The organism is Pseudomonas sp. GW822-FHT06B12 (assembly GCF_058799675.1).
Genome location: NZ_JBXALR010000007.1, coordinates 128,382 through 148,473, shown reverse-complemented (window position 1 = coordinate 148,473; position 20,092 = coordinate 128,382). Strand labels below are relative to the sequence as shown.

The 20,092-nt window shown below is 59.6% G+C and carries 19 protein-coding genes; 12 read left to right on the top strand and 7 right to left on the bottom strand.

Annotated elements, in window-relative coordinates; translation table 11 throughout:
- Positions 1–92 precede the first annotated feature (92 nt).
- The 5 genes from AC1RKH_RS17510 to rhlE1 all read left to right on the top strand — a co-directional run bounded on the left by AC1RKH_RS17510 (position 93) and on the right by rhlE1 (position 4,697).
- On the top strand, positions 93–866 hold the full coding sequence (locus AC1RKH_RS17510) for a DUF2076 domain-containing protein (protein WP_493063590.1): 774 nt from the start codon (positions 93–95) through the stop codon (positions 864–866).
- A gap of 138 nt (positions 867–1,004) precedes the next feature.
- Positions 1,005–1,484, top strand: a complete 480-nt coding sequence (locus AC1RKH_RS17505; RefSeq protein WP_123423538.1) for a LabA-like NYN domain-containing protein — start codon at positions 1,005–1,007, stop codon at positions 1,482–1,484.
- A gap of 22 nt (positions 1,485–1,506) precedes the next feature.
- Positions 1,507–2,118 carry a 3'-5' exonuclease gene (locus AC1RKH_RS17500; protein WP_493063591.1) on the top strand — a complete coding sequence of 204 codons (612 nt, stop codon included), beginning with the start codon at positions 1,507–1,509 and terminating at the stop codon, positions 2,116–2,118.
- 266 nt (positions 2,119–2,384) lie between these two features.
- Positions 2,385–3,311, top strand: a complete 927-nt coding sequence (gene yedA / locus AC1RKH_RS17495; RefSeq protein WP_493063592.1) for a drug/metabolite exporter YedA — start codon at positions 2,385–2,387, stop codon at positions 3,309–3,311.
- 51 nt (positions 3,312–3,362) lie between these two features.
- A complete protein-coding gene (gene rhlE1 / locus AC1RKH_RS17490) occupies positions 3,363–4,697 on the top strand; it encodes an RNA helicase RhlE1 (RefSeq protein ID WP_019691560.1) in 1,335 nt (444 codons plus the stop codon).
- Positions 4,698–4,831: 134 nt separating this feature from the next.
- On the opposite strand, the gene AC1RKH_RS17485 is transcribed toward rhlE1, so the two are convergent.
- Together AC1RKH_RS17485 and AC1RKH_RS17480 are read right to left on the bottom strand one after the other, a co-directional pair.
- Positions 4,832–6,073, bottom strand: a complete 1,242-nt coding sequence (locus AC1RKH_RS17485; RefSeq protein ID WP_493063593.1) for a TIGR03862 family flavoprotein — start codon at positions 6,071–6,073, stop codon at positions 4,832–4,834.
- A 281-nt stretch (positions 6,074–6,354) separates the two neighbouring features.
- Positions 6,355–7,275 (bottom strand): histone deacetylase family protein, encoded by a 921-nt coding sequence (locus tag AC1RKH_RS17480; protein WP_493063594.1) that lies wholly within the window; start codon positions 7,273–7,275, stop codon positions 6,355–6,357.
- 76 nt (positions 7,276–7,351) lie between these two features.
- Between AC1RKH_RS17480 and AC1RKH_RS17475 the strand changes: the two genes are divergently transcribed.
- The 3 genes from AC1RKH_RS17475 (at position 7,352) to AC1RKH_RS17465 (ending at position 9,477) form a co-directional block, all read left to right on the top strand.
- Entirely contained in the window at positions 7,352–7,921 is a 570-nt protein-coding gene (locus AC1RKH_RS17475; RefSeq protein ID WP_493063595.1) for a GNAT family N-acetyltransferase, read from the top strand.
- A gap of 96 nt (positions 7,922–8,017) precedes the next feature.
- On the top strand, positions 8,018–8,887 hold the full coding sequence (gene tesB, locus AC1RKH_RS17470; RefSeq protein WP_493063596.1) for an acyl-CoA thioesterase II: 870 nt from the start codon (positions 8,018–8,020) through the stop codon (positions 8,885–8,887).
- On the top strand, positions 8,884–9,477 hold the full coding sequence (locus AC1RKH_RS17465; protein WP_123423544.1) for an HAD family hydrolase: 594 nt from the start codon (positions 8,884–8,886) through the stop codon (positions 9,475–9,477). The genes tesB and AC1RKH_RS17465 overlap by 4 nt, the downstream gene beginning before the upstream one ends.
- A 122-nt stretch (positions 9,478–9,599) precedes the next feature.
- Here the strand turns inward: AC1RKH_RS17465 and AC1RKH_RS17460 are convergent, their stop codons facing one another.
- The gene (locus AC1RKH_RS17460) at positions 9,600–10,565 is read right to left on the bottom strand and encodes an alpha/beta hydrolase (RefSeq protein ID WP_493063597.1); all 966 of its coding nucleotides are present in this window, start codon (positions 10,563–10,565) and stop codon (positions 9,600–9,602) included.
- A 333-nt stretch (positions 10,566–10,898) separates the two neighbouring features.
- On the opposite strand from AC1RKH_RS17460, the gene AC1RKH_RS17455 reads away from it, so the two are divergent.
- Together AC1RKH_RS17455 and AC1RKH_RS17450 are read left to right on the top strand one after the other, a co-directional pair.
- Positions 10,899–11,675: an IclR family transcriptional regulator gene (locus AC1RKH_RS17455; RefSeq protein ID WP_493063598.1), complete on the top strand. Its 777-nt coding sequence runs from the start codon at positions 10,899–10,901 to the stop codon at positions 11,673–11,675.
- Between the two features lie 152 nt (positions 11,676–11,827).
- Entirely contained in the window at positions 11,828–12,706 is an 879-nt protein-coding gene (locus AC1RKH_RS17450; RefSeq protein WP_493063599.1) for a DMT family transporter, read from the top strand.
- 48 nt (positions 12,707–12,754) lie between these two features.
- Here the strand turns inward: AC1RKH_RS17450 and AC1RKH_RS17445 are convergent, their stop codons facing one another.
- Positions 12,755–14,068 carry an MFS transporter gene (locus AC1RKH_RS17445; protein WP_493063600.1) on the bottom strand — a complete coding sequence of 438 codons (1,314 nt, stop codon included), beginning with the start codon at positions 14,066–14,068 and terminating at the stop codon, positions 12,755–12,757.
- A 742-nt stretch (positions 14,069–14,810) separates the two neighbouring features.
- On the opposite strand from AC1RKH_RS17445, the gene quiC reads away from it, so the two are divergent.
- A complete protein-coding gene (gene quiC, locus AC1RKH_RS17440; protein ID WP_493063601.1) occupies positions 14,811–16,715 on the top strand; it encodes a 3-dehydroshikimate dehydratase QuiC in 1,905 nt (634 codons plus the stop codon).
- Positions 16,716–16,816: 101 nt separating this feature from the next.
- The gene (locus tag AC1RKH_RS17435; RefSeq protein ID WP_493063602.1) at positions 16,817–17,494 is read left to right on the top strand and encodes a TetR/AcrR family transcriptional regulator; all 678 of its coding nucleotides are present in this window, start codon (positions 16,817–16,819) and stop codon (positions 17,492–17,494) included.
- Between the two features lie 105 nt (positions 17,495–17,599).
- Here the strand turns inward: AC1RKH_RS17435 and AC1RKH_RS17430 are convergent, their stop codons facing one another.
- The 3 genes from AC1RKH_RS17430 to AC1RKH_RS17420 all read right to left on the bottom strand — a co-directional run bounded on the left by AC1RKH_RS17430 (position 17,600) and on the right by AC1RKH_RS17420 (position 19,974).
- On the bottom strand, positions 17,600–18,454 hold the full coding sequence (locus AC1RKH_RS17430) for a shikimate dehydrogenase (protein WP_493063603.1): 855 nt from the start codon (positions 18,452–18,454) through the stop codon (positions 17,600–17,602).
- Between the two features lie 5 nt (positions 18,455–18,459).
- The gene (aroQ, locus tag AC1RKH_RS17425) at positions 18,460–18,900 is read right to left on the bottom strand and encodes a type II 3-dehydroquinate dehydratase (RefSeq protein ID WP_493063604.1); all 441 of its coding nucleotides are present in this window, start codon (positions 18,898–18,900) and stop codon (positions 18,460–18,462) included.
- A gap of 153 nt (positions 18,901–19,053) precedes the next feature.
- The gene (locus AC1RKH_RS17420) at positions 19,054–19,974 is read right to left on the bottom strand and encodes a LysR family transcriptional regulator (protein WP_493063605.1); all 921 of its coding nucleotides are present in this window, start codon (positions 19,972–19,974) and stop codon (positions 19,054–19,056) included.
- Between the last annotated feature and the right edge of the window lie 118 nt (positions 19,975–20,092).

Genomic DNA, 20,092 nt, shown 5'->3' with positions numbered 1-20,092 from the left:
TATTGAAACAATCGGTAACAGCCCCATAACTAGTGGGCACCTTCTCCATAAGGGAAAAGGGCGATGATTTTCCGGCAATCTATGAGGTCGCCATGAACAGCGAAGAACAAACCCTGATCGATGGACTGTTTTCCCGGCTGCAACAGGCCGAGACGGATTCAGCCCCGCGCGATGCCTTGGCCGAAGCGCGGATCAAGGAACATTTGAGCCGCCAGCCTGCGGCGGGCTATTTCATGACTCAGGCGATTCTGGTGCAAGAGGCGGCGATCAAGAGCCTCGACGAGCAGAACAAACAGCTCACCCAGCAAATCCAGCAACTGCAAGCCGAGCTGCAACAAGCCCAAGCCCAGGCCGCCGCACCGGCGCCGAGCAACAGCGGCGGTGGTTTCCTGTCGAGCATCTTCGGTGGTTCCCGTGATCCGCAGCCCGCACCGACCCAAAGCGCTCCAGCGTCGAGTGGCGGCTGGCGTGAACCGGCGCGACCTTCTGCGCCACCGCCACAAAATTATGCTGCCCCGCAACAGAACTTTGGTGCCCCACAACAGAACTACGCCGCACCCCAGCAACAGGCTCCGGCAGCCGGCAGCAGTTTCCTCGGTGGTGCCTTGAAAACCGCAGCCGGCGTGGCCGGTGGCGTGATGCTGGCAGAAGGCATCAGCAGCCTGTTCCACAGCAATCAGCAACCGCAGCAAATCGTTGAGGTCATCAAGGAAGAACCGGCCCAAGTGAATGACAGCGGCAATGACGACCAGCGTCTGGCCAACAACGATTCCTGGAGCAACAACGACCGGGGCGGGTTTGCAGACGCCGACGACAGCGATGACGGCTCATCGTTGTTTGGCGATGACGACGATTCCTTCGTCTGATATGCCATTCGTCCGGGGCCTTGTTGCGCCCCGGACTGATTATTCGCGGAAAAATCCTTCTGACTGGCATACTGGGTGACTTTTCGGACCTTGGGTCTGATCAATCGCCTGCGCTTGTGCGCGCCATGAGGATTTGCGGTGAAGAAGATCGCGGTGTTCGCCGATGTCCAAAACCTCTATTACACCGTGCGCCAGGCCTACGGTTGTCACTTCAACTACGCCGCCCTGTGGGCTGACATCAGCCAGCGCGGGCAGATCGTCGAGGCCTATGCCTACGCCATCGATCGCGGCGACAGCAAGCAGCAGCAATTCCAGCAGATCCTGCGCAACCTCGGTTTCATCGTGAAGCTCAAGCCCTATATCCAGCGCAGCGACGGCTCGGCCAAGGGCGACTGGGACGTGGGCATCACCCTCGACATCATGGACGCCGCCGATCACGTCGACGAAGTGGTGCTGGCCTCGGGTGACGGTGATTTCGACATGTTGCTGGAGCGGATCATCGCCAAACACGGGGTTGAAGCGGTTGCCTATGGCGTGCCGGGGCTCACCGCCAATTCGCTGATTCGCGCGGCTACGCGCTACGTGCCGATCGAAGGCGCATTGCTGCTTAAAAACTGATTATTGAACGCAAGGAACAGGTTTGGAACGCATAGCCGTCATCGACTTTGAAACCACCGGGATCTCCCCGAGCAGCAGCTGCCGGGCCACGGAAATTGCCGTGGTGATTCTTGAACAGGGACGCATCGTCGAGCGTTACCAAAGCCTGATGAATGCGGGTGTACGAGTACCAGCCTTCATCGAACAGCTGACCGGTATCAGCAACGCAATGCTGCGCACCGCGCCTTCGGCCGAGCAGGTGATGAACGAGGTCAACGAATTTGTCGGCATCACTCCACTGCTGGCCCACAACGCCGCCTTCGACCAGAAGTTCTGGGACTTTGAGCTTGGGCGGATCAAACGCACTCGCTTGCAGAACTTTGCCTGCTCGCTGTTACTCGCCCGCCGCCTGATGCCGGCTGCGCCGAACCACAAACTCGGCACCCTCACCACATTCGCTCAATTGCCCCACACCGGCCAGGCTCACCGGGCCATGGCCGATGCGGAAATGGCTGCCAACCTCACCGCGCATCTGGAGCAGGAGCTGCGGCAGAAACACGGGTTGCGCGAGTTGACTCACGATCTGCTGTGCAGTTTGCAGAAAGTGCCGGCGGCGAAGATCAACGAACACCTCAAGCGTCATCGCGGCTTCTGACGACACCGCAGGGTCAATGTGGGAGCGGGCTTGCTCGCGAAGACGGCGGTACATCCAGAACAGAGGTGGCTGGTAGACCGCTTTCGCGAGCAAGCCCGCTCCCACATGTTTTCTACTTGCCATTCCCCTCCAGTTACCCCAACGGCACGCGTTTTTCAATGGTGCTTTGAAAAGTGTACTGGCCTTATAAACCGGCTTTGTAACTTAAGTTCCGTCCGTCGGCTTTCTAAAATAACGCTCTTCTTGTCCTGCCTTCGAGCGTCCCCATGCCTGGTCTACGCCGTTTCCCGTTACCGCTGATAGGTGCCTTTTTCGCGCTGTACGTGATCTGGGGGTCGACCTACCTGGTGATTCGCATCGGTGTGCAGTACTGGCCGCCGCTAATGCTTGGCGGCATTCGTTTTATTGTCGGCGGTACGCTGATGTACGCCTTCCTGCGCTGGCGCGGTGTGCCAGCGCCGACCTGGCCGCAGTGGAAGGCGGCGGGGATAATCGGGATTTTGCTGCTCAGTTTTGGCAACGGAGCGGTCAGCATGGCCGAGCACACGGGCGTGGCCTCTGGCGTTGCGGCATTGGCGGTGGCGACGGTGCCATTGTTTACCTTGCTCTGCGGGTATTTCTGGGGCACGCGTAATACCCGTCTGGAATGGGCGGGGATTGTGCTGGGGCTGATCGGTATCGCCATGCTCAATCTGGGCTCCAATCTGCAATCGAGCCCTTTGGGGGCTGTACTGCTGATTGGTGCGGCGGCAGCCTGGGCGTTTGGTTCGGTTTGGAGCAAACATTTGCCATTGCCTCAGGGCGCGATGTCCAGCGCGGCGCAAATGCTTGTCGGCGGCGTGGTGTTGTTGATCGGCAGCGCGCTGACTGGCGAACAGCTGCAAAGCTTGCCGCCGCTTGAGGGGTGGGTCGCAATGATGTACCTGGTGGTGTTCGGTTCGATCGTCGCCTTCAACGCCTATATGTACCTGCTGAAAAACGTCCGCCCGGCGGCGGCCACCAGTTATGCCTACGTCAACCCGGCAGTGGCGGTATTGTTGGGGATCGTTTTCGCCGGCGAAAGCATCGGTATCGAAGAGGCTTTGGCGATGGCGGTGATCATCAGTGCCGTGCTGTTGATCAGTCTGCCGCAGTGGCGACGTGCTCCTGAGCGGCCTGGCGCTTTGGTGCCGACAGAATCCCGTGTGAATTAGGGTAAACTGCGCGCCATTGCACACTCGCGCTGATTTTCCTACGGTATCCCCATGACTTTCGCCACTCTTGGCCTGATCGAACCCTTGCTGCGCGCCCTTGAGACGCTCGGTTACCAGACCCCGACCCCGGTGCAGACGCAAGCCATTCCGGCGGTGTTGGCCGGTCGCGACCTGATGGCTGCGGCCCAGACCGGCACCGGCAAGACCGCCGGTTTCGCCGTGCCGCTGTTGCAGTTGCTGGCCATGGAAGGGCCGAAAGTCACCAGTAACTCGGTACGTGCGCTGATCCTGGTGCCAACCCGCGAGTTGGCCGAACAGGTGCATGAAAGCGTGCGTCAGTACGCTGAAAACCTGCCGCTGAGCACCTACGCGGTGTACGGCGGCGTCAGCATCAACCCGCAAATGATGAAGCTGCGCAAAGGCGTCGATCTGCTGGTGGCCACGCCTGGCCGTCTGCTGGATCTATTCCGCCAGAACGCGCTGAAGTTCAACCAGTTGCAAACCCTGGTGCTGGACGAAGCCGACCGCATGCTCGATCTGGGCTTCTCCGAAGAGCTGGCGAACATTTACAAGGCACTGCCGAAAAAGCGTCAGACGCTGCTGTTCTCCGCGACCTTCTCCGATGCGATTCGCGAGTTGGCCGGGAAAATGCTCAATGATCCGCTGAGCATCGAAGTCAGCCCGCGTAACGTTGCCGCCAACACCGTCAAGCAGTGGGTGGTCACGGTCGACAAGAAGCGCAAGGCCGAGCTGTTCATTCACTTACTGCGCAAAAATCGCTGGAAACAGGTGCTGGTGTTCGCCAAGACCCGCAACGGCGTTGATCAGTTGGTGGAAAAGCTCCAGGGTCTGAGCGTGAATGCCGACGGCATCCACGGCGACAAACCACAAGCCACGCGCCAGCGCGCACTGGACCGTTTCAAGGCCAGTGAAGTGCAGATTCTGGTCGCCACTGACGTCGCGGCCCGTGGCCTGGATATCGAAGACTTGCCGCTGGTGGTGAACTTCGACCTGCCGATCGTCGCCGAGGACTACATCCACCGTATCGGTCGTACCGGCCGTGCGGGCGCGACCGGTGAGGCGATTTCGCTGGTGTGTGCCGATGAGGTGAATCAGCTGTCGGCCATCGAGATGCTGACGCGTCAGACCTTGACCCGTCACATGGAGCAGGACTTCGAACCGGAACACCGCGTGCCGGACACCGATGCCAGCGGCCAAGTGGTCAAGAAACCTAAAAAGCCGAAGAAGCCAAAAGTCTCCGGTGGCGGCAAACGCAACCTGGGCAAATGGGTGGAGAGCGGTGATGCTTCGGCGCCGGAGCCTTCGATCAAGCCTGTGCGAAAAGTACCGGTGTTCAATACCGGGCCGCGTAAGCGTAAGCCTTGATTAGACGCTGCGCCTGTTAGACCGCTTTCGCGAGCAAGCCCGCTCCCACACTGATTTTCATTTGACGCAAATTTTGCGTACAACTCAGATCAAATGTGGGAGCGGGCTTGCTCGCGAAGGGCGCGACCCGGTCTTCAGGCCTGGCGCTGCAGCCACTCCACCATCCCCAACCCCGCCGCTCGCCCACTGGCAAAACACGCGGTCAGCAGATAGCCGCCCGTTGGCGCTTCCCAGTCGAGCATTTCCCCGGCGCAAAACACGCCAGGCAATTGCTTGAGCATCAGGTTTTCATTCATCGCTTCGAACGTCACGCCACCGGCGCTGCTGATGGCTTCGTCCAATGGGCGGGTGTTGACCAGCGTCAGGGGCAAGGCCTTGATCGCGTTGGCCAGCAAAAGCGGGTCAGTGAAGCATTCGGCCGGTGTCAGTTCGCGCAGCAATGCAGCCTTGACGCCGTCGAGGCCGAGTTGGCTGTGCAGGTGTTTGGCCATGGAGCGTGAACCACGGGGTTTGCTCAGCGCAGTCTGGATTTTATCCGCAGGCCTGCCGGGCAGCAGGTCGAGGTGAATGGTTGCCGAGCCGGTCTGATTGATGGCCTCACGGATCGGCGCCGACAACGCGTAAATCAAACTGCCTTCGATGCCGGTGGCAGTGATCACGCATTCACCGAGCCGCGGCACATCGTCGTTCAAACCGATGGCGATATTTTTCAGCGGGGCCCCGGCAAATTTGCTGACCATCAGCTCGCTCCAGGCCTTCACCTCGAAACCACAATTGCTCGGTTGCAGCGGCGCCAGGGCAACCTCTCGTTGCGCAAGCGGCAGCATCCAGGCGCCATCCGAGCCCAAACGCGACCAGCTGCCGCCACCCAGCGCCAATAACAGTGCATCGGCGCTGATCGCCTTCTCACCGTCAGGGCTATCGATACGCAGGCTGCCATCAGCATTCCAGCCCAGCCAACGGTGGCGGGTGTGGATAACTACGCCGGCATCGCGCAGGCGTTTGAGCCAGGCGCGGAGCAGGGGGGCGGCCTTCATGTCGGTAGGAAACACCCGGCCAGAGCTGCCGATAAAGGTTTCGATACCCAAACCATGAATCCACTGGCACAAGGCTTCGGCACCGAATTCGCGCAGCAGCGGGGCGATTTGCGGGGCGCGCTCGGCATATCGCGCCAGAAACGCCGGGTAGGCTTCGGAGTGGGTGATGTTCATGCCGCCGACGCCGGCCAGCAGGAATTTTCGCCCCACCGAGGGCATGCCGTCGTACAGATCAACCTTGACCCCGGCCTGGCTCAGTACCTCGGCGGCCATCAGGCCGGCGGGGCCGCCGCCGATGATGGCAACGTGGTGAGGGCGGTTGGCGGAGGGCTGGGTCATGGCGTGAGCTGCGGTTCGGCGGAATAGGGCGGGCATTCTATCAGCAGCAAACAGTGTGGGAGCGAGCTTGCTCGCGATAGCGGTCTGTCAGTTACATCATTGTTGGAGGTGTCGCCATCATCGCGAGCAAGCTCGCTCCCACATTTGATCCGGGTGTACTCAATAATCTGATCAAAAAATAACCATGGCTTTGTAGGCTATATGCAGCATGGGCTGCAGGTCCTTTCACTCAGGTTATCCACAGGCCGTTCCACAGGCATTGTGGGTAAAGCATCCACACCTCAGTGACAACCTGATGACTGCCAGACCCGTTGCGCGCTGTGATGGAGGATGCCATGGCGTCGTGCCAGGGCCTGGCGGTCCTTGCTGTAGCCGCCGCCGATCACCCCAACCACCGGAATATCGCGCCCCAGGCAATGGCGTAATACGCTTTCATCGCGGGCGGCGACGCCTTCGTCGGTCAGTTTCAGGTAGCCCAGCGCGTCGTCTTTATGCACATCGACACCAGCGTCATACAGCACCAGATCGGGCTGATAGAGCGGCAGCAGGTAATTCAGCGCGTCATCGACCACTTTCAAGTAGTCCTGATCGCCCATGCCCATGGGCAGCGGGATGTCCCAATCGCTTGTGGCCTTGCGTGCGGGAAAGTTCTTTTCGCAGTGCAGGGAAACCGTCACTGCATCCGGGGTATGTTCCAGTATTCGTGCCGTTCCATCGCCTTGGTGCACGTCGCAGTCGAAGATCAATACCCGACCGACGCGGCCGCTTTCCAGCAAGTAATGGCTGATCACCGCCAGGTCATTGAAGATGCAGAAACCCGCCGGGTGATCGTAATGAGCGTGATGGGTGCCACCGGCCAGATGACAGGCCATGCCGTGCTCCAGTGCCTGCTCGGCGGCCAGCAATGAGCCGCCGACCGCGCGCACCGTGCGTCGGGCCAGCGCTTCGTTCCACGGCAGGCCGAGACGCCGCTGGTCTTCGCGGGATAACTCGCCGCCCATGTAACGTTCGATGTACGCAGGGTCATGGGCGAGGGCGAGAATCTCGTTCGGGCAGATTTCCGGGCGCAGCAATTGCTGATCATCGGTCAGGCCGCTGTCCACCAGGTGATCGCGCAGCAGTCGGAATTTGTCCATGGGAAAGCGATGTTCCGCCGGGAACTCGGGGCTGTAGTCTTCGTGGTAAATCAGCGGCAGCGACATGGCGATTTCATGGAGTGAATGAGTGAAGGATCCTACCAGCGATATAGACTTGTTTGCATGGAAACGGAGGGGAACGATGGAGCCGATACTGCAACTCGAGAGCGCGCGGCTGCTGATGCGCCAATGGCGTGATGACGATTTGCCGGCGTTTGCGGCGATGTGCGCGGACCCGCAGGTCATGCGCTACTTTCCGGCACCCTTGAGCCGTCTGGAAAGCGCTGCATTGATCGGGCGAATCCGTGGTCATTTCGCTGAGCATGGTTTCGGCTTCTGGGCGCTGGAGCGCAAGGACACCGGCGCATTCATCGGTTTTACCGGATTGGCGGTGGTCGGGTTCGAGGCTTCTTTCACGCCGGCCACCGAAATCGGCTGGCGCCTGGCTCGCGAACATTGGGGCTTGGGTTACGCCAGTGAAGCGGCCTGGACCGCTCTGCGTTGCGGCTTTGATCGTTTGGCGCTGGACGAAGTCGTGGCGTTTACCACCGAGGCCAACCTGCCATCGCAGAAAGTCATGCAGGCCATCGGCATGCATTACGACCCCTCGGCGGATTTCGAACACCCAAAGGTCGGGCGTGATGATCCGTTGCGCCGCCACGTGCTGTACCGCATTACCCGTGAACAATGGTTGGAAACCTTGCATGGCTAAATGTTTACAATGGGCTCATGGTTGGCCCGGGCCAATATCTGAATCGACCGCCGCAGCCAAGACTGCGCGGCATTGCTCTGTGTGAGGAGAGTCTGAATGAGCCATGTGTTGGATGATCTGGTCGACTTGCTGACCTTGGAACCGATCGAAGAAAACCTGTTTCGCGGTCGCAGCCAGGACCTGGGTTTTCGTCAGCTGTTCGGCGGCCAGGTGTTGGGCCAGTCCCTTTCCGCGGCCAGCCAGACGGTTGAAGAAGCGCGCCATGTGCATTCGATGCATGGTTATTTCCTGCGTCCGGGCGACGCCGGTTTGCCGGTGGTCTACCAGGTGGATCGGGTTCGCGATGGCGGTAGCTTCAGCACCCGCCGTGTGACGGCGATCCAGAAGGGCAACCCGATCTTCACGTGCAGCGCGTCCTTCCAGTACGACGAAGAAGGCTTCGAACACCAGACCGCGATGCCGCAAGTGGTCGGCCCGGAAAACCTGCCGTCGGAGCTGGAACTCACCCAGCAACGCGCGCATTTGATTCCGGAGCACATGCGCGAAAAACTGCTGTGCCCCAAGCCGATCGAGTTCCGCCCGGTGATGGAAGCAGACCCGTACAACCCGCAACCGGCCGACCCGATCAAGTACGTCTGGTTTCGCGCCGACGGTGCATTGGCCGACTCACCGGCGCTGCACAAATACCTGCTGGCCTACGCTTCTGACTTTGGTTTGCTGACCAGCTCCTTGCTGCCGCACGGCAAGTCGGTCTGGCAGAAAGACATGCAAGTCGCCAGCCTCGATCACGCGCTGTGGTTCCATGCTGATCTGCGTGCCGATGACTGGCTGCTGTACGCCATGGACAGCCCATGGGCCGGTAACTCCCGTGGTTTTTCCCGTGGCAGTGTGTTTAACCGCGCAGGCAAACTGGTGGCTTCGGTCACTCAGGAAGGCCTGATCCGTCATCGCAAGGATTGGGCATGAGTCTCTCCGAGGTGCGGCATTGGGTGTTCGACATGGACGGCACGCTGACCATTGCCGTGCACGATTTCGTGGCGATTCGCCAGGCGCTGGCGATTCCCGCTGAACACGACATCCTCACCCACCTCGCGGCTCTGCCGGCCGATGAAGCCGCGGCGAAACACGCCTGGTTGCTGGAACATGAACGGGACCTGGCGCTGGGCTCCAAACCGGCACCCGGCGCGGTGGAACTGGTGCGTGAGCTGGCCGGGCGCGGCTATCGCCTCGGCATTCTCACGCGCAATGCTCGCGAGCTGGCCCATGTCACGCTTGAGGCGATCGGCCTGGCTGACTGCTTTGCGGTAGAGGATGTGCTGGGCCGTGATGAAGCGCCGCCCAAACCTCATCCGGGTGGTCTGTTGAAACTGGCCGAGGCTTGGGATGTGGCACCGAGCGAACTGGTGATGGTCGGTGATTATCGCTTCGACCTGGATTGTGGGCGCGCGGCGGGCGCACGGACGGTGCTGGTGAATCTGCCGGATAACCCGTGGCCCGAGTTGGCCGACTGGCATGCGCAGGATTGTTTGGAACTGAGGCAGATGCTGTCGGCTTAAGGGATTTGTTGTCTGGTTAACCGCTATCGCGAGCAGGCTCGCTCCCACACGGGATCGCATGAAGATCAAATGTGGGAGCGAGCCTGCTCGCGATAGGGCCCTGCCAGGCGACATATTTCTAACTACTGGAACAACGCCTTCTGCCCCTCGGGCGAGGTGAACATTTTGTCCCCGTTATGCCCGACCCCGGGCACTTCGATCAGCCGCTGATTCAGCCCTTCGGGATGGCGCTGCTGTAGATAGTCGAAATAGTTGTGCCCACGAATCAGCCGATACGCGCCTTGTGTTTCGGCGGCGCAACTTCTATCCAGTGCCGGATGATGAGGGTTGGTGTCTCGCTGACCCAGCAAGTAAGTGATGTTGCGCTGGACGTAGCCTTGCTCAAGTTGCTGTGCCGTTTGCCCGTTGGCGTAGTCCGGCAGTTTCAGCAGTCCGTACTTCCAGTCATTGAAACCGGGGCAATGCGCGGCATTGAACGGCCCCGGTCGCTGCTCATCGAAATACGCATACGAAGACGGGTTGGCGATCACGTAGCGCACACTAATTCCCGCCGCTTGCAGTGCTGGCTGATCGTGCCCGAGCAACGCATACCGTTGCACCACTTGCGCACCACCGGAGTGGCCGGCGATGACGATTTCCTTCAGGGTTGGAAACTGCTGGCGATCGCTCAGGCGCTCCAGAATCTTGTCGAGCACCGCAAAGGAACTCAGCGGATTCGGCCCGGTGGACAGTTCGCCGGCCATCCAGTCATTACCGCGCCAGTGCAGCAGGCTGTCGGGCAGTTGATGGCGAGCGATGTCAGTCTCATTGAGAAACTGCGGTGCGATCACCAGGGTAGTAGTGCTTTGTCCGGCCTGCTCAGCGGCTCTTTCCGCGCTCTGGCGGTAGGTTTCAGCGTTGCGCAAGCGCCCGTGAATCACGATCAGTACGCGCTGAATCTGCGGTGATGACTGGCTCACGCCAACCGCCAACTCAGAGTTGCCCATGTTCAAGCGACCAGGGCTGATGACCTTGACCCCATGCTCGGCAGCCAGGAGGTTGGCGCTGCCGAAAAACAGAGCGAATACCAGCAGCCAGCGCGTGTGCATTTACAGACTCTTCGTCGCGAAGGTGTCGCATTGATTGGCCTGACTACGGCGGCCTTTTTTCCATAGCATGCGAGAGTCCTCTGTTTGCGCGTGGTGGTGAGTGTTGCTGGTGAGAGAGATAGTCGCCAGTCCGATCGTCAGACTATGACGGATGAAAGGCAGTATGGCATTCAGCTGCGAAACCGATGGCTGCAGGCGAGCTTCGGCGAACATCTCAGGCATCGCGCAGGATGTTTGGTTCCCTTGCCGGCAGTCGTTGAACGCGGCAGTTCCACATTTCGCATTCTTTCGGTTGTCTTCTAGAATCGGCTAAATTTCGTCTGGAATCCCACCATGGCCGGCAGTCAAATCGAACGTGTCTTCAGTGTGCTGGAAAGTCTTACCAGCGATCCGCGAGGTCTGCCGATGCAGGTGTTGGCCGAGCAGCTGGAGATCCCGAAAAGTGCGACGCACCGTTTGCTCGCCGAGTTGATCCGGCTGGGTTATGTGCGACAGAACCCGGACAACTTGCGTTATCACCTGTCGACCAAACTGGTTGCCATGGGCTTTCGTTACCTGTCGAGTAGCGGCGCGGATATCGTCCAGCCGGTGCTGGATCGGTTGGCCCGGGAGACCGGAGAGCTGGTGCGATTGGGCGTGATTGAAGGCGAGCGTCAGACCTGGATTGCCAAGTCTCAGGGCGCGCGTTCAGGTTTGCGCTATGACCCGGACATGGGCCGCGATGCGCCGTTGTTCTACACCGCGTCCGGGCACGCGTGGCTGGCGTGTCTGAGCGACGCCGAGGCCTTGTCGCTGGTGGAGCGGCAGGCGGCGGACGTACCGCTGGAGCTTGGACCGAATGCGCCACGTTCCAATATCGAACTGCTCGAACGCCTGCGGCTGGCTCGCGAACACGGTTATGCCTGGGTTCTAGAGAGCTCGGCGGTCGGCACCTCGGCAATCGCCGCCGTGGTGCGCCATCCGGTGGATGGGCGGGTGGTGGGCGTGCTCAGTGTCGCCGGGCCGAGTGCGCGGTTACCCGAATCACGACTGCATGAGCTGGCGCCGTTGTTGTTGCAGTTTGCTCAGGAACTGTCGTCGGCGAGTCAGGCCTCGGAGCTGTTCAGCTGATCGTCATCCCCCTGTAGAAGCTGTGCGATGATCGAACACTTTTTGTTTTTTACTGTTCAGAAAACTGGAATCAAGTTCTAGATTGTTGGAATTCCATAGTGCCTTGCGCGCGATGCTTTTTGACCTTTGATGCAAGACACAAGGGATACCCCATGACGCTCAGCACGCCGCTCTCCGGTATCAATCAACCCTTCAAAGGTATCCTGCTGATCGTTGTCGCGACCTTCCTGTTTTCCACTCACGACGCCTTGTCGAAATACCTGTCGGGCTTCTATCCGGTGATCATGGTGGTGTGGGCGCGTTATCTGGTTCACACGCTACTGATGGCCGGGATTTTTCTGCCGCAATCCGGCTTGCGTGTCCTGCGCACGAAACGCCCGTTGCTGCAGTTGCTGCGGGCGTTGTGCTTGCTTGGCACCAGTCTGTTGTTCACCACGGGCCTGTTGTTCATCCCGTTGGCGGAAGCCACGGCGGTCAACTTTCTTGCGCCGGTGTTGGTGACCGCATTGTCGGTGCCATTGCTCGGTGAGCGGGTGACGCGCGGGCAATGGCTGGCGGTGATGTGCGGGTTTATCGGCGTGTTGATCATCGTCCACCCCGGCGGCGAGTTGTTCACTCCGGCGGTATTGCTGCCGTTCTGCTCGGCGTTGTTCTTCTGCTTTTACCAACTGTTGACGCGCAAACTCAGCGAGATCGACAGCCCGACCACCAGCAACTTCTTCGCTGGTTTGTGCAACACCCTGGTCATGAGTGCGCTGGTGCCGATGTTCTGGCAAGTGCCGAGTTTGACTCATGGCCTGTTGATGGTGGCGCTGGGTAGCTGCGGGATGACGGCGCATCTGCTGCTGACTCAGGCGTTTCGGCATGCCGCACCGGCCCTGCTGGCACCCTTTGGATACTGTCAGATCGTGTTTGCCGGACTGCTCGGCTGGCTGCTGTTTTCCCACACGCCGAGCCTGACCACGGTGATTGGTATCGCGATCATTTGCCTCAGTGGTCTGGCGGCGGCCTGGCAACAGCGGCGTCGTTGAGCTGGGGAAAAAACGCAGGCCTGGGATCAGGCCTGCGAGAAGGCTGGATCAGTCTTCGAGGTTCGGAATCTTGCGCGGTGCCATGAAGTACAGCCAGATCAGTGCGATGAAGTACATCGCCGGAATTATGGTGAACAGCACGGTGTAGTTGTTATTGGTGATGGTCAGAATGTGTCCGACCAGTTGGGTCATGAACATCCCGCCAATGGCTGCGCACATCCCGCCGAAACCGAACACCGTGCTCATCATGTGCTTGGGCGTGTAGTCCATCACCAGGCTCCAGATGTTTGCGGTCCAGGCCTGGTGTGCACCGATGGCCAGCGAGATGGCAAACACCGCGACCCACAGGTTGCTGGAACCGGCGGCCATGATCACGCCGATGATGCAGCAGGCGAACAGCAGCATCGACATCAGTCGCGCCTTGATCGGGTTGATCCCGCGACCGATCAGGAACGAGGACAGAATGCCGCCGCCGACGCTGCCGAAGTCGGCGGTCAGGTAGATGATGATCAGCGGGATACCCATCTGCGTGACGTTGATCCCCAGGTTGTATTGCTGGTTGAGGAACGGTGGCAGCCAGTACAGGTAGAACCAGAACACCGGCGCCGTAATCGAGTAGGCGAGGGCGAAGGCCCAGGTGCCACGCATCCGCAGGATCCGAGAGAACGGCACGCGGGTTTGTTCCGGTTCGACTTCCTTCTGGATGTAGTCCAGTTCCGATTGTTTCACCGACGGGTGATCTTCCGGGTTGAAGTACTTCAGGCCCCAGAACAGCAACCAGATCCCGCCCAGCGCCGACATGCACAGGAACGCGGCTTGCCAGCCCCAGACGTGGAGGATCAGCGGCAGCAGCATCGGCGTGAACATCGCGCCGACGTTGGTCCCGGCGTTGAAGATGCCAGTGGCCACGGCGCGTTCACCGGCAGGGAACCACAATCGGGTGGTTTTCACGCAGGCCGGGTAGTTGGCGGCTTCAGTCAGCCCGAGGATAAAGCGGCAAACCATAAAGCCTGCGGCCGAGGTTGCCAGACCATGAGCACCGGTGGCCAGGCTCCAGAGCAAGACCGCGCAGAAGAACACGCGCTTCACGCCGACCCGGTCGATCAGTCGGCCTTGCAGCACGAAGCCGACGGCATAGCCGACCTGAAACCAGAAGTTGATGTTGGCGTAGTCCATCGCCGTCCAGCTCATTTCCTTGGCCAGAATCGGCTGCATGACACCCAGTGCGGCGCGGTCGATGTAGTTCAGGGTGGTGGCGAAAAACACCAGCGCCAGCATGCCCCAACGGGTTTTGCCGACCGCCATGGCGCCGCGGATTTTGTCGCCGATACCGCCGGCAGCGACACCCATGGCCGGAGCCATGTGGGCGCTTTCCGTGTGAGAACTCTGAGAAGGAATCATCTGTGCCATCCGTTCAATAACTGACAAGCAAGGCTTGTCGGGACTTCATGGGCGCGTGATCAATCGTCGGGATGCGCAGGTGCGCAGAGTGAAATCAATGATTGATCGGCTGAGTGTTTGTGTTGGCTCAATGTTGGCTGAGTCAACCAAAGCGCTTGTTCAGCGTGCGAGCCGGGTTCGGTCGCAGGCGCCAGAAAGGTTTGAAGGCGGTTGGCGGTCGGGCGCCAGGCACAGGGAGTGAGGGAGAGAGCAACGGAGCAAGGCGTTGAATGCAAGCATGAGCGTGTACCCGATTTTTGAAATTTTTATGGTGTGTTCTGGGTCTTTGGTCACTTCGACCGGTGATTCATGACCGGACTCAATGTGCTGTCGATGGTGCGCAGCGAGCGAAAAATCGTCAATTCACCAACAACCATTGTGTTCGATAATCGCACAGTAAACTAACTGGTTGGTACACTTTGAATTGCTCTGATCATTCATGCAGCCAATAATTTGCCTCAAGTTAAACGCGATCCCTTGTAGCAGCTGGAGAAGCCTGCGTTCGGCTGCGCAGCAGTCGTGAAATCAGGCGATGCGGTGAGTCAGGAGGACCGCGCACTCAGGATTTACGACTGCTTTGCAGCCGAACGCAGGCTTCGCCAGCTGCTACGGAAAGCCGTGTTGTGCCTCTAACAAGATCAGCCATCCCACCGGGAGTCGAAACATGCAGCGTTCCATTGCCACCGTTTCCTTGAGCGGTACCTTGCCGGAAAAACTCGAAGCCATCGCCGCCGCGGGTTTCGATGGGGTGGAAATCTTCGAGAACGACCTTCTGTACTACGACGGCAGCCCGCGTGAAATCAAACAGATGTGCGCAGACCTGGGTATCGCCATCACCCTGTTCCAACCCTTTCGTGATTTCGAAGGCTGTCGCCGCGACCGCTTGCCGCGCAACCTCGAACGCGCCGAGCGCAAGTTCGACCTGATGCAGGAACTGGGCACCGACCTGGTGCTGGTGTGCAGTAATGCCTCGGTCGACAGCATTGGCGATGAGCAGATTCTGGTCGACGACCTGCGCCTGCTGGCCGAGCGCGCCGGGGCTCGTGGCTTGCGGATCGGTTATGAAGCGCTGGCCTGGGGCCGGCATGTGAACACTTATCAACAGGTCTGGAATATCGTCCGCCAGGCGGACCATCCGAGTCTGGGCGTATTGCTGGACAGCTTTCATACCTTGTCGCTCAAGGGCGATCCTCGGGCTATCGCGGACATTCCCGGCGAGAAGATTTTCTTTGTGCAAATGGCCGATGCGCCGATCCTGGCCATGGACGTGCTGGAGTGGAGCCGACATTTTCGCTGCTTCCCCGGACAGGGCGAATTCGACTTGCCGGGTTTCCTCGCGCCAATCATCCAGAGCGGCTACACCGGGCCGTTGTCGCTGGAGATCTTCAACGATGGATTCCGCGCCGCGCCGCCACGCGCCAACGCCGCAGATGGCCTGCGTTCCTTGCTGTATCTGGAAGAGAAGACCCGAGCGCGGTTGCAGCAGCAACACGCTATGCCTGCGCCTAATCTCGATATTCTGTTCGCCACGCCGCCGGCCAGTGAATACGACGGCATCGAATTTCTTGAGTTCGCGGTGGACGAAAGTCTCGGCGCCAAGCTGTCCCATTGGCTGGAGCGACTGGGTTTCGTCAAGGCCGGTGAGCACCGCTCCAAGAACGTCACGCTGCTGCGTCAGGGCGATATCAATCTGATTCTCAACTCTGAACCCTATTCGTTTGCTCACAGCTTTTTCGAAGCGCACGGGCCGTCATTGTGCGCGACTGCGGTGCGGGTCAAAGACAGCGCCAGCGCGCTGGCTCGAGCGGTGGCCTACAAGGGGCAACCTTATCGCGGGCTGGTTGGCCCCAATGAGCTGGAACTGGCGGCGGTCCGTGCGCCGGATGGTAGCCTGATTTATCTGGTGGATGAGCACGCTGATGTCTATGGCACCGACTTCCGGTTGCAGCCGGTGGCGGCCTCCGCTGGCGGACTCAAAAGGATCGACCACATGGCGATGGCGCTGCCGGCGGACAGCCTCGACAGTTGGGTGCTGTTCTACAAAAGCCTGCTGGATTTCGAGGCCGACGATGAAGTGGTGTTGCCTGATCCTTACGGCCTGGTGAAAAGTCGCGCGCTGCGCAGTCGTTGCAGCTCGATCCGTTTGCCGCTGAACATTTCCGAGAACCGCAACACTGCGATCTCTCACGCCTTGTCCAGTTATCGCGGTTCCGGTGTGCACCACATTGCCTTCGACTGCGACGATATTTTTGCTGAAGTCAGTCGCGCCAAAGCGGCCGGCGTTCCGCTGCTGGACATCCCGCTCAACTATTACGATGACCTCGCCGCACGCTTTGATTTCGATGACGAGTTCCTCAGCGAGCTCGCCTATTACAACGTGCTGTATGACCGCGACGCTCAGGGCGGTGAGCTGTTTCATGTGTACACCGAACCCTTTGAAGGGCGCTTTTTCTTCGAAATCATCCAGCGCAAGAACGGCTACATGGGGTACGGCGCGGCCAACGTTGCGGTGCGTCTGGCGGCAATGGCAAAGTCGCGCAGCGGCGGCTTGCGTCACGCCAAGTTGTAGGAGAATCGTAAACGCAGGGGTAAACGGCCGTGGCGAAGCTTCCTTCACTGCAGCGTGCGGCCCATAATCGCCAGCTGTGCAGTGATGGCCTTGAGCCCGGAATGAGAATGACCACAGAACTCACCGTCGCGCCCGACGAACCCTTGATCGAGCCGCGCAAGAGTCGCAAGAACAACCCGGAAAAGACCCGCGAGAACATTCTTCAAGAAGCCATTGTCGAGTTCGTTCAGCAGGGTTTGTCCGGCGCTCGTGTCGATGCGATCGCCGAGCGTATCCACACCTCGAAGCGGATGATCTATTACTACTTCGGTAGCAAGGAACAGCTCTACGTCGAGGTGCTGGAGAAGCTTTACGGCGACATCCGCAGCACTGAAAGTCGCTTGCACCTGGCTGAGCTGGAACCGCGCGAGGCGATTCGGCGGCTGGTGGAGTTCACCTTCGATCACCATGACCGCAACGTCGATTTCGTGCGCATTGTCAGCATCGAGAACATCCACAACGCGGAGTACGTGAAGCAGTCCGAAGCGATCAAGGCGATGAACAATACGATCCTTGATTCGCTGGGCGTGATTCTGCGTCGCGGTGCCGAGGAGGGCGTGTTCCGCAGCGGGCTGGATCCGCTGGACGTGCATTTACTGATCAGTTCGTTCTGTTTTTACCGGGTGTCGAACCGTCATACCTTCGGTGAGATTTTTCAGATCGACTTGCCGGACGAAACGATCAAGCAACGTCATCGCCAGATGATCTGCGAGTCCGTGTTGCGTTATTTACAGGTGTAATTCAGTAATTAAAAGATCGCAGCCTGCGGCAGCGCCTACGGGCTGCGGAACGGCATGACACCCCGCCGCCTGTAGGAGCTGCCGCAGGCTGCGATCTTTTGATCTTCAACCATTCATGCTTTGAAAGTGCGCGAGCATCCGCTGCGCATCCGGCACCACACCGCTGAACAGTTCGAAGGCCTTCACCGCCTGGAACACTGCCATGTTGCCGCCATCCAGAGTACGGCAACCCAAGGCTTTGGCGTTGCGCAGCAATTCGGTTTCCAGTGGAAAGTAAACAATCTCCGCGACCCACAACTCGGCCCGCAGCAACTCCACTGGCACTGGCATGCCGGGCAGTTTGGCCATGCCCATCGGCGTGGTGTTCACCAGTCCATCCGCTTGCGCCAGCGCACTCGGCAGATCGCTGCCGGCACAAGCCCGGCCGCTGCCAAAATGTTGGTTGAGGTTGTTCGCAAGGCTTTGCGCGCGGCTGCTGTCCACGTCGAAAATACTCAGCTGCTGCACGCCTTCGCTCAATAGCGCGTGGGCGACTGCGGCACCGGCACCGCCAGCACCCATTTGGACGACACGCTTGCGGGCGGTGCCGTTCAAGCCACGCCGAAAACCTTCGGCAAAACCCAGGCAGTCGGTGTTGTGCCCAATGCGTTTTCCATCCTTGAGCACCACGGTGTTCACTGCGCCAATGCCTCGGGCTTCAGGCGAGAGTTCATCGAGCAGCGGGATGATCGCCTGTTTGCACGGAAAGGTGACGTTCAGGCCGGTGAAGTTCATCCGCTCGGCTGCCATCAGCAAGTCGGGGAGGGCGCCGCTGTCGAGTTTCAGCTGATCGAGGTCGATCAACCGATAGAGGTAGCGCAGGCCTTGGGCATCGCCCTCGTGCTCATGCAGCGCAGGGGTTCGGGACGCCTGGATGCCGGCGCCGATCAGTCCTGCGAGTACAGCGTTGTTCTGCGACATGTGGCTCATCCCTTCAAGCGATGGCTGAAATGCTCCAGCGCCAGGCGATAGCCGTGGCTGCCAAAACCGCACAACACTGCGGTGGCAATGGCCGAAACGAACGAGTGATGACGGAACGGTTCGCGCGCATGCACATTGGACAGGTGCACTTCGATTACCGGTAACTCGCTGGCGATCAGCGCGTCTCGAATTGCTACCGAGGTGTGCGTCCAGGCCGCCGGATTGATCACGATCCCGGCACAACGACTGCGTGCCGAATGAATCCAGTCGAGCAATTCGCCCTCGTGGTTGGTCTGGCGAAACTCCACCGCCAGACCGAACTCCTCGGCGGCGCGACCGCACAAGGCCGAAATGTCGGCCAGGGTTTCGTGACCATAAGTCGCCGGCTCACGGGTGCCGAGCAAGTTCAGGTTCGGGCCGTTGAGCACCAGAACGATAGGGGCCATCAGGGGGGATCTCCATTGTTATTGTGGGCGTAGGTCGAGGAAGACCCGCCTGTGGAGATAAATTGTACTAGCTGGTTAATTTGGTCAATTGAAGCTGAGCGCCAAGGCTCAAAGGATTGAAATAAGTGTTCGATGATCGGACAGTCGCTGTCGTCATCCTGCCCAGTGCGGCTGATGTTCAAGCAGAAAATCAATAAACGCCCGTAACCGAAGCGGCACATGACGACTCTGCGGATACAGCAACGTGAAGGGCCGCGAACGCCCGCCAAAAGGCTGAAGCACTTCAATCAGTGAACCCTCGGCCAGCTCTTTCTCGACGATGAAGCGATAGGTCTGAAACAGCCCGGCGCCATGCCTGGCCAGTGTCACGCCGCCCAATACGTCGTCGGAGCAACTGAAGCCGCTCTCGGCGAGTACCTCCAGTTGCTTGCGGTTGTCGTTGAACAACCAGGAAATGCGCCGACCGCTGCTGGGCAATTCGAACTGGATGCATTCGTGCCGGTGCAGATCGTCGAGGGTTTGCGGGGTGCCTGCGCGTTGCAGGTAATCGGGGCTGGCGATCACCACGAGTGCGGCGTCTTCAAGGTGTCGGGCGATCAACCCGGAGTCGGGGATGGCACGCACGCGAATCGCCAGGTCATAGCCTTCGTCGACGAAATCAATGTTGCGATTGCTGATATGTGCTTCGACCTGCACGTCAGGGAAGCGCGCTCGAAACGCCGGTAGCAACGGCAGGATGCGGTGATGAGCGTAAGTGGTGGGAATACTGATACGCAATTTGCCGGACGGCGCTTGCTGCTGGCCCATCACTTCGCGTTGGGCCTCGACCAGTTGCGCCACCGCCTGACGGCATTGCTCGAAATAACGGCGTCCGCTGTCGGTCAACTTCACACTGCGCGTCGTACGGGCGAACAGCCGCACCCCCAGGCGCTCCTCCATGCGCGACACCGAACGGCTGACGGCTGCTGGGGTCACACCGGCCACCAACGCCGCAGCGGTAAAACTGCCGGCTTCGGCCGCCAGACAAAACAGCTCGATGCTGCCCAGCTGAAGATCGTCGAACTGTCGCTGCATGATTGATTACACCGGGGATCAAATGAAGTGTCTGAGTCTGTATTTATCAAATGCTGTCGGATAAATACAGCGAGTGCCCTCTAACACTCATTTTGAAGGTGCCACCCTTGTTCAGCAC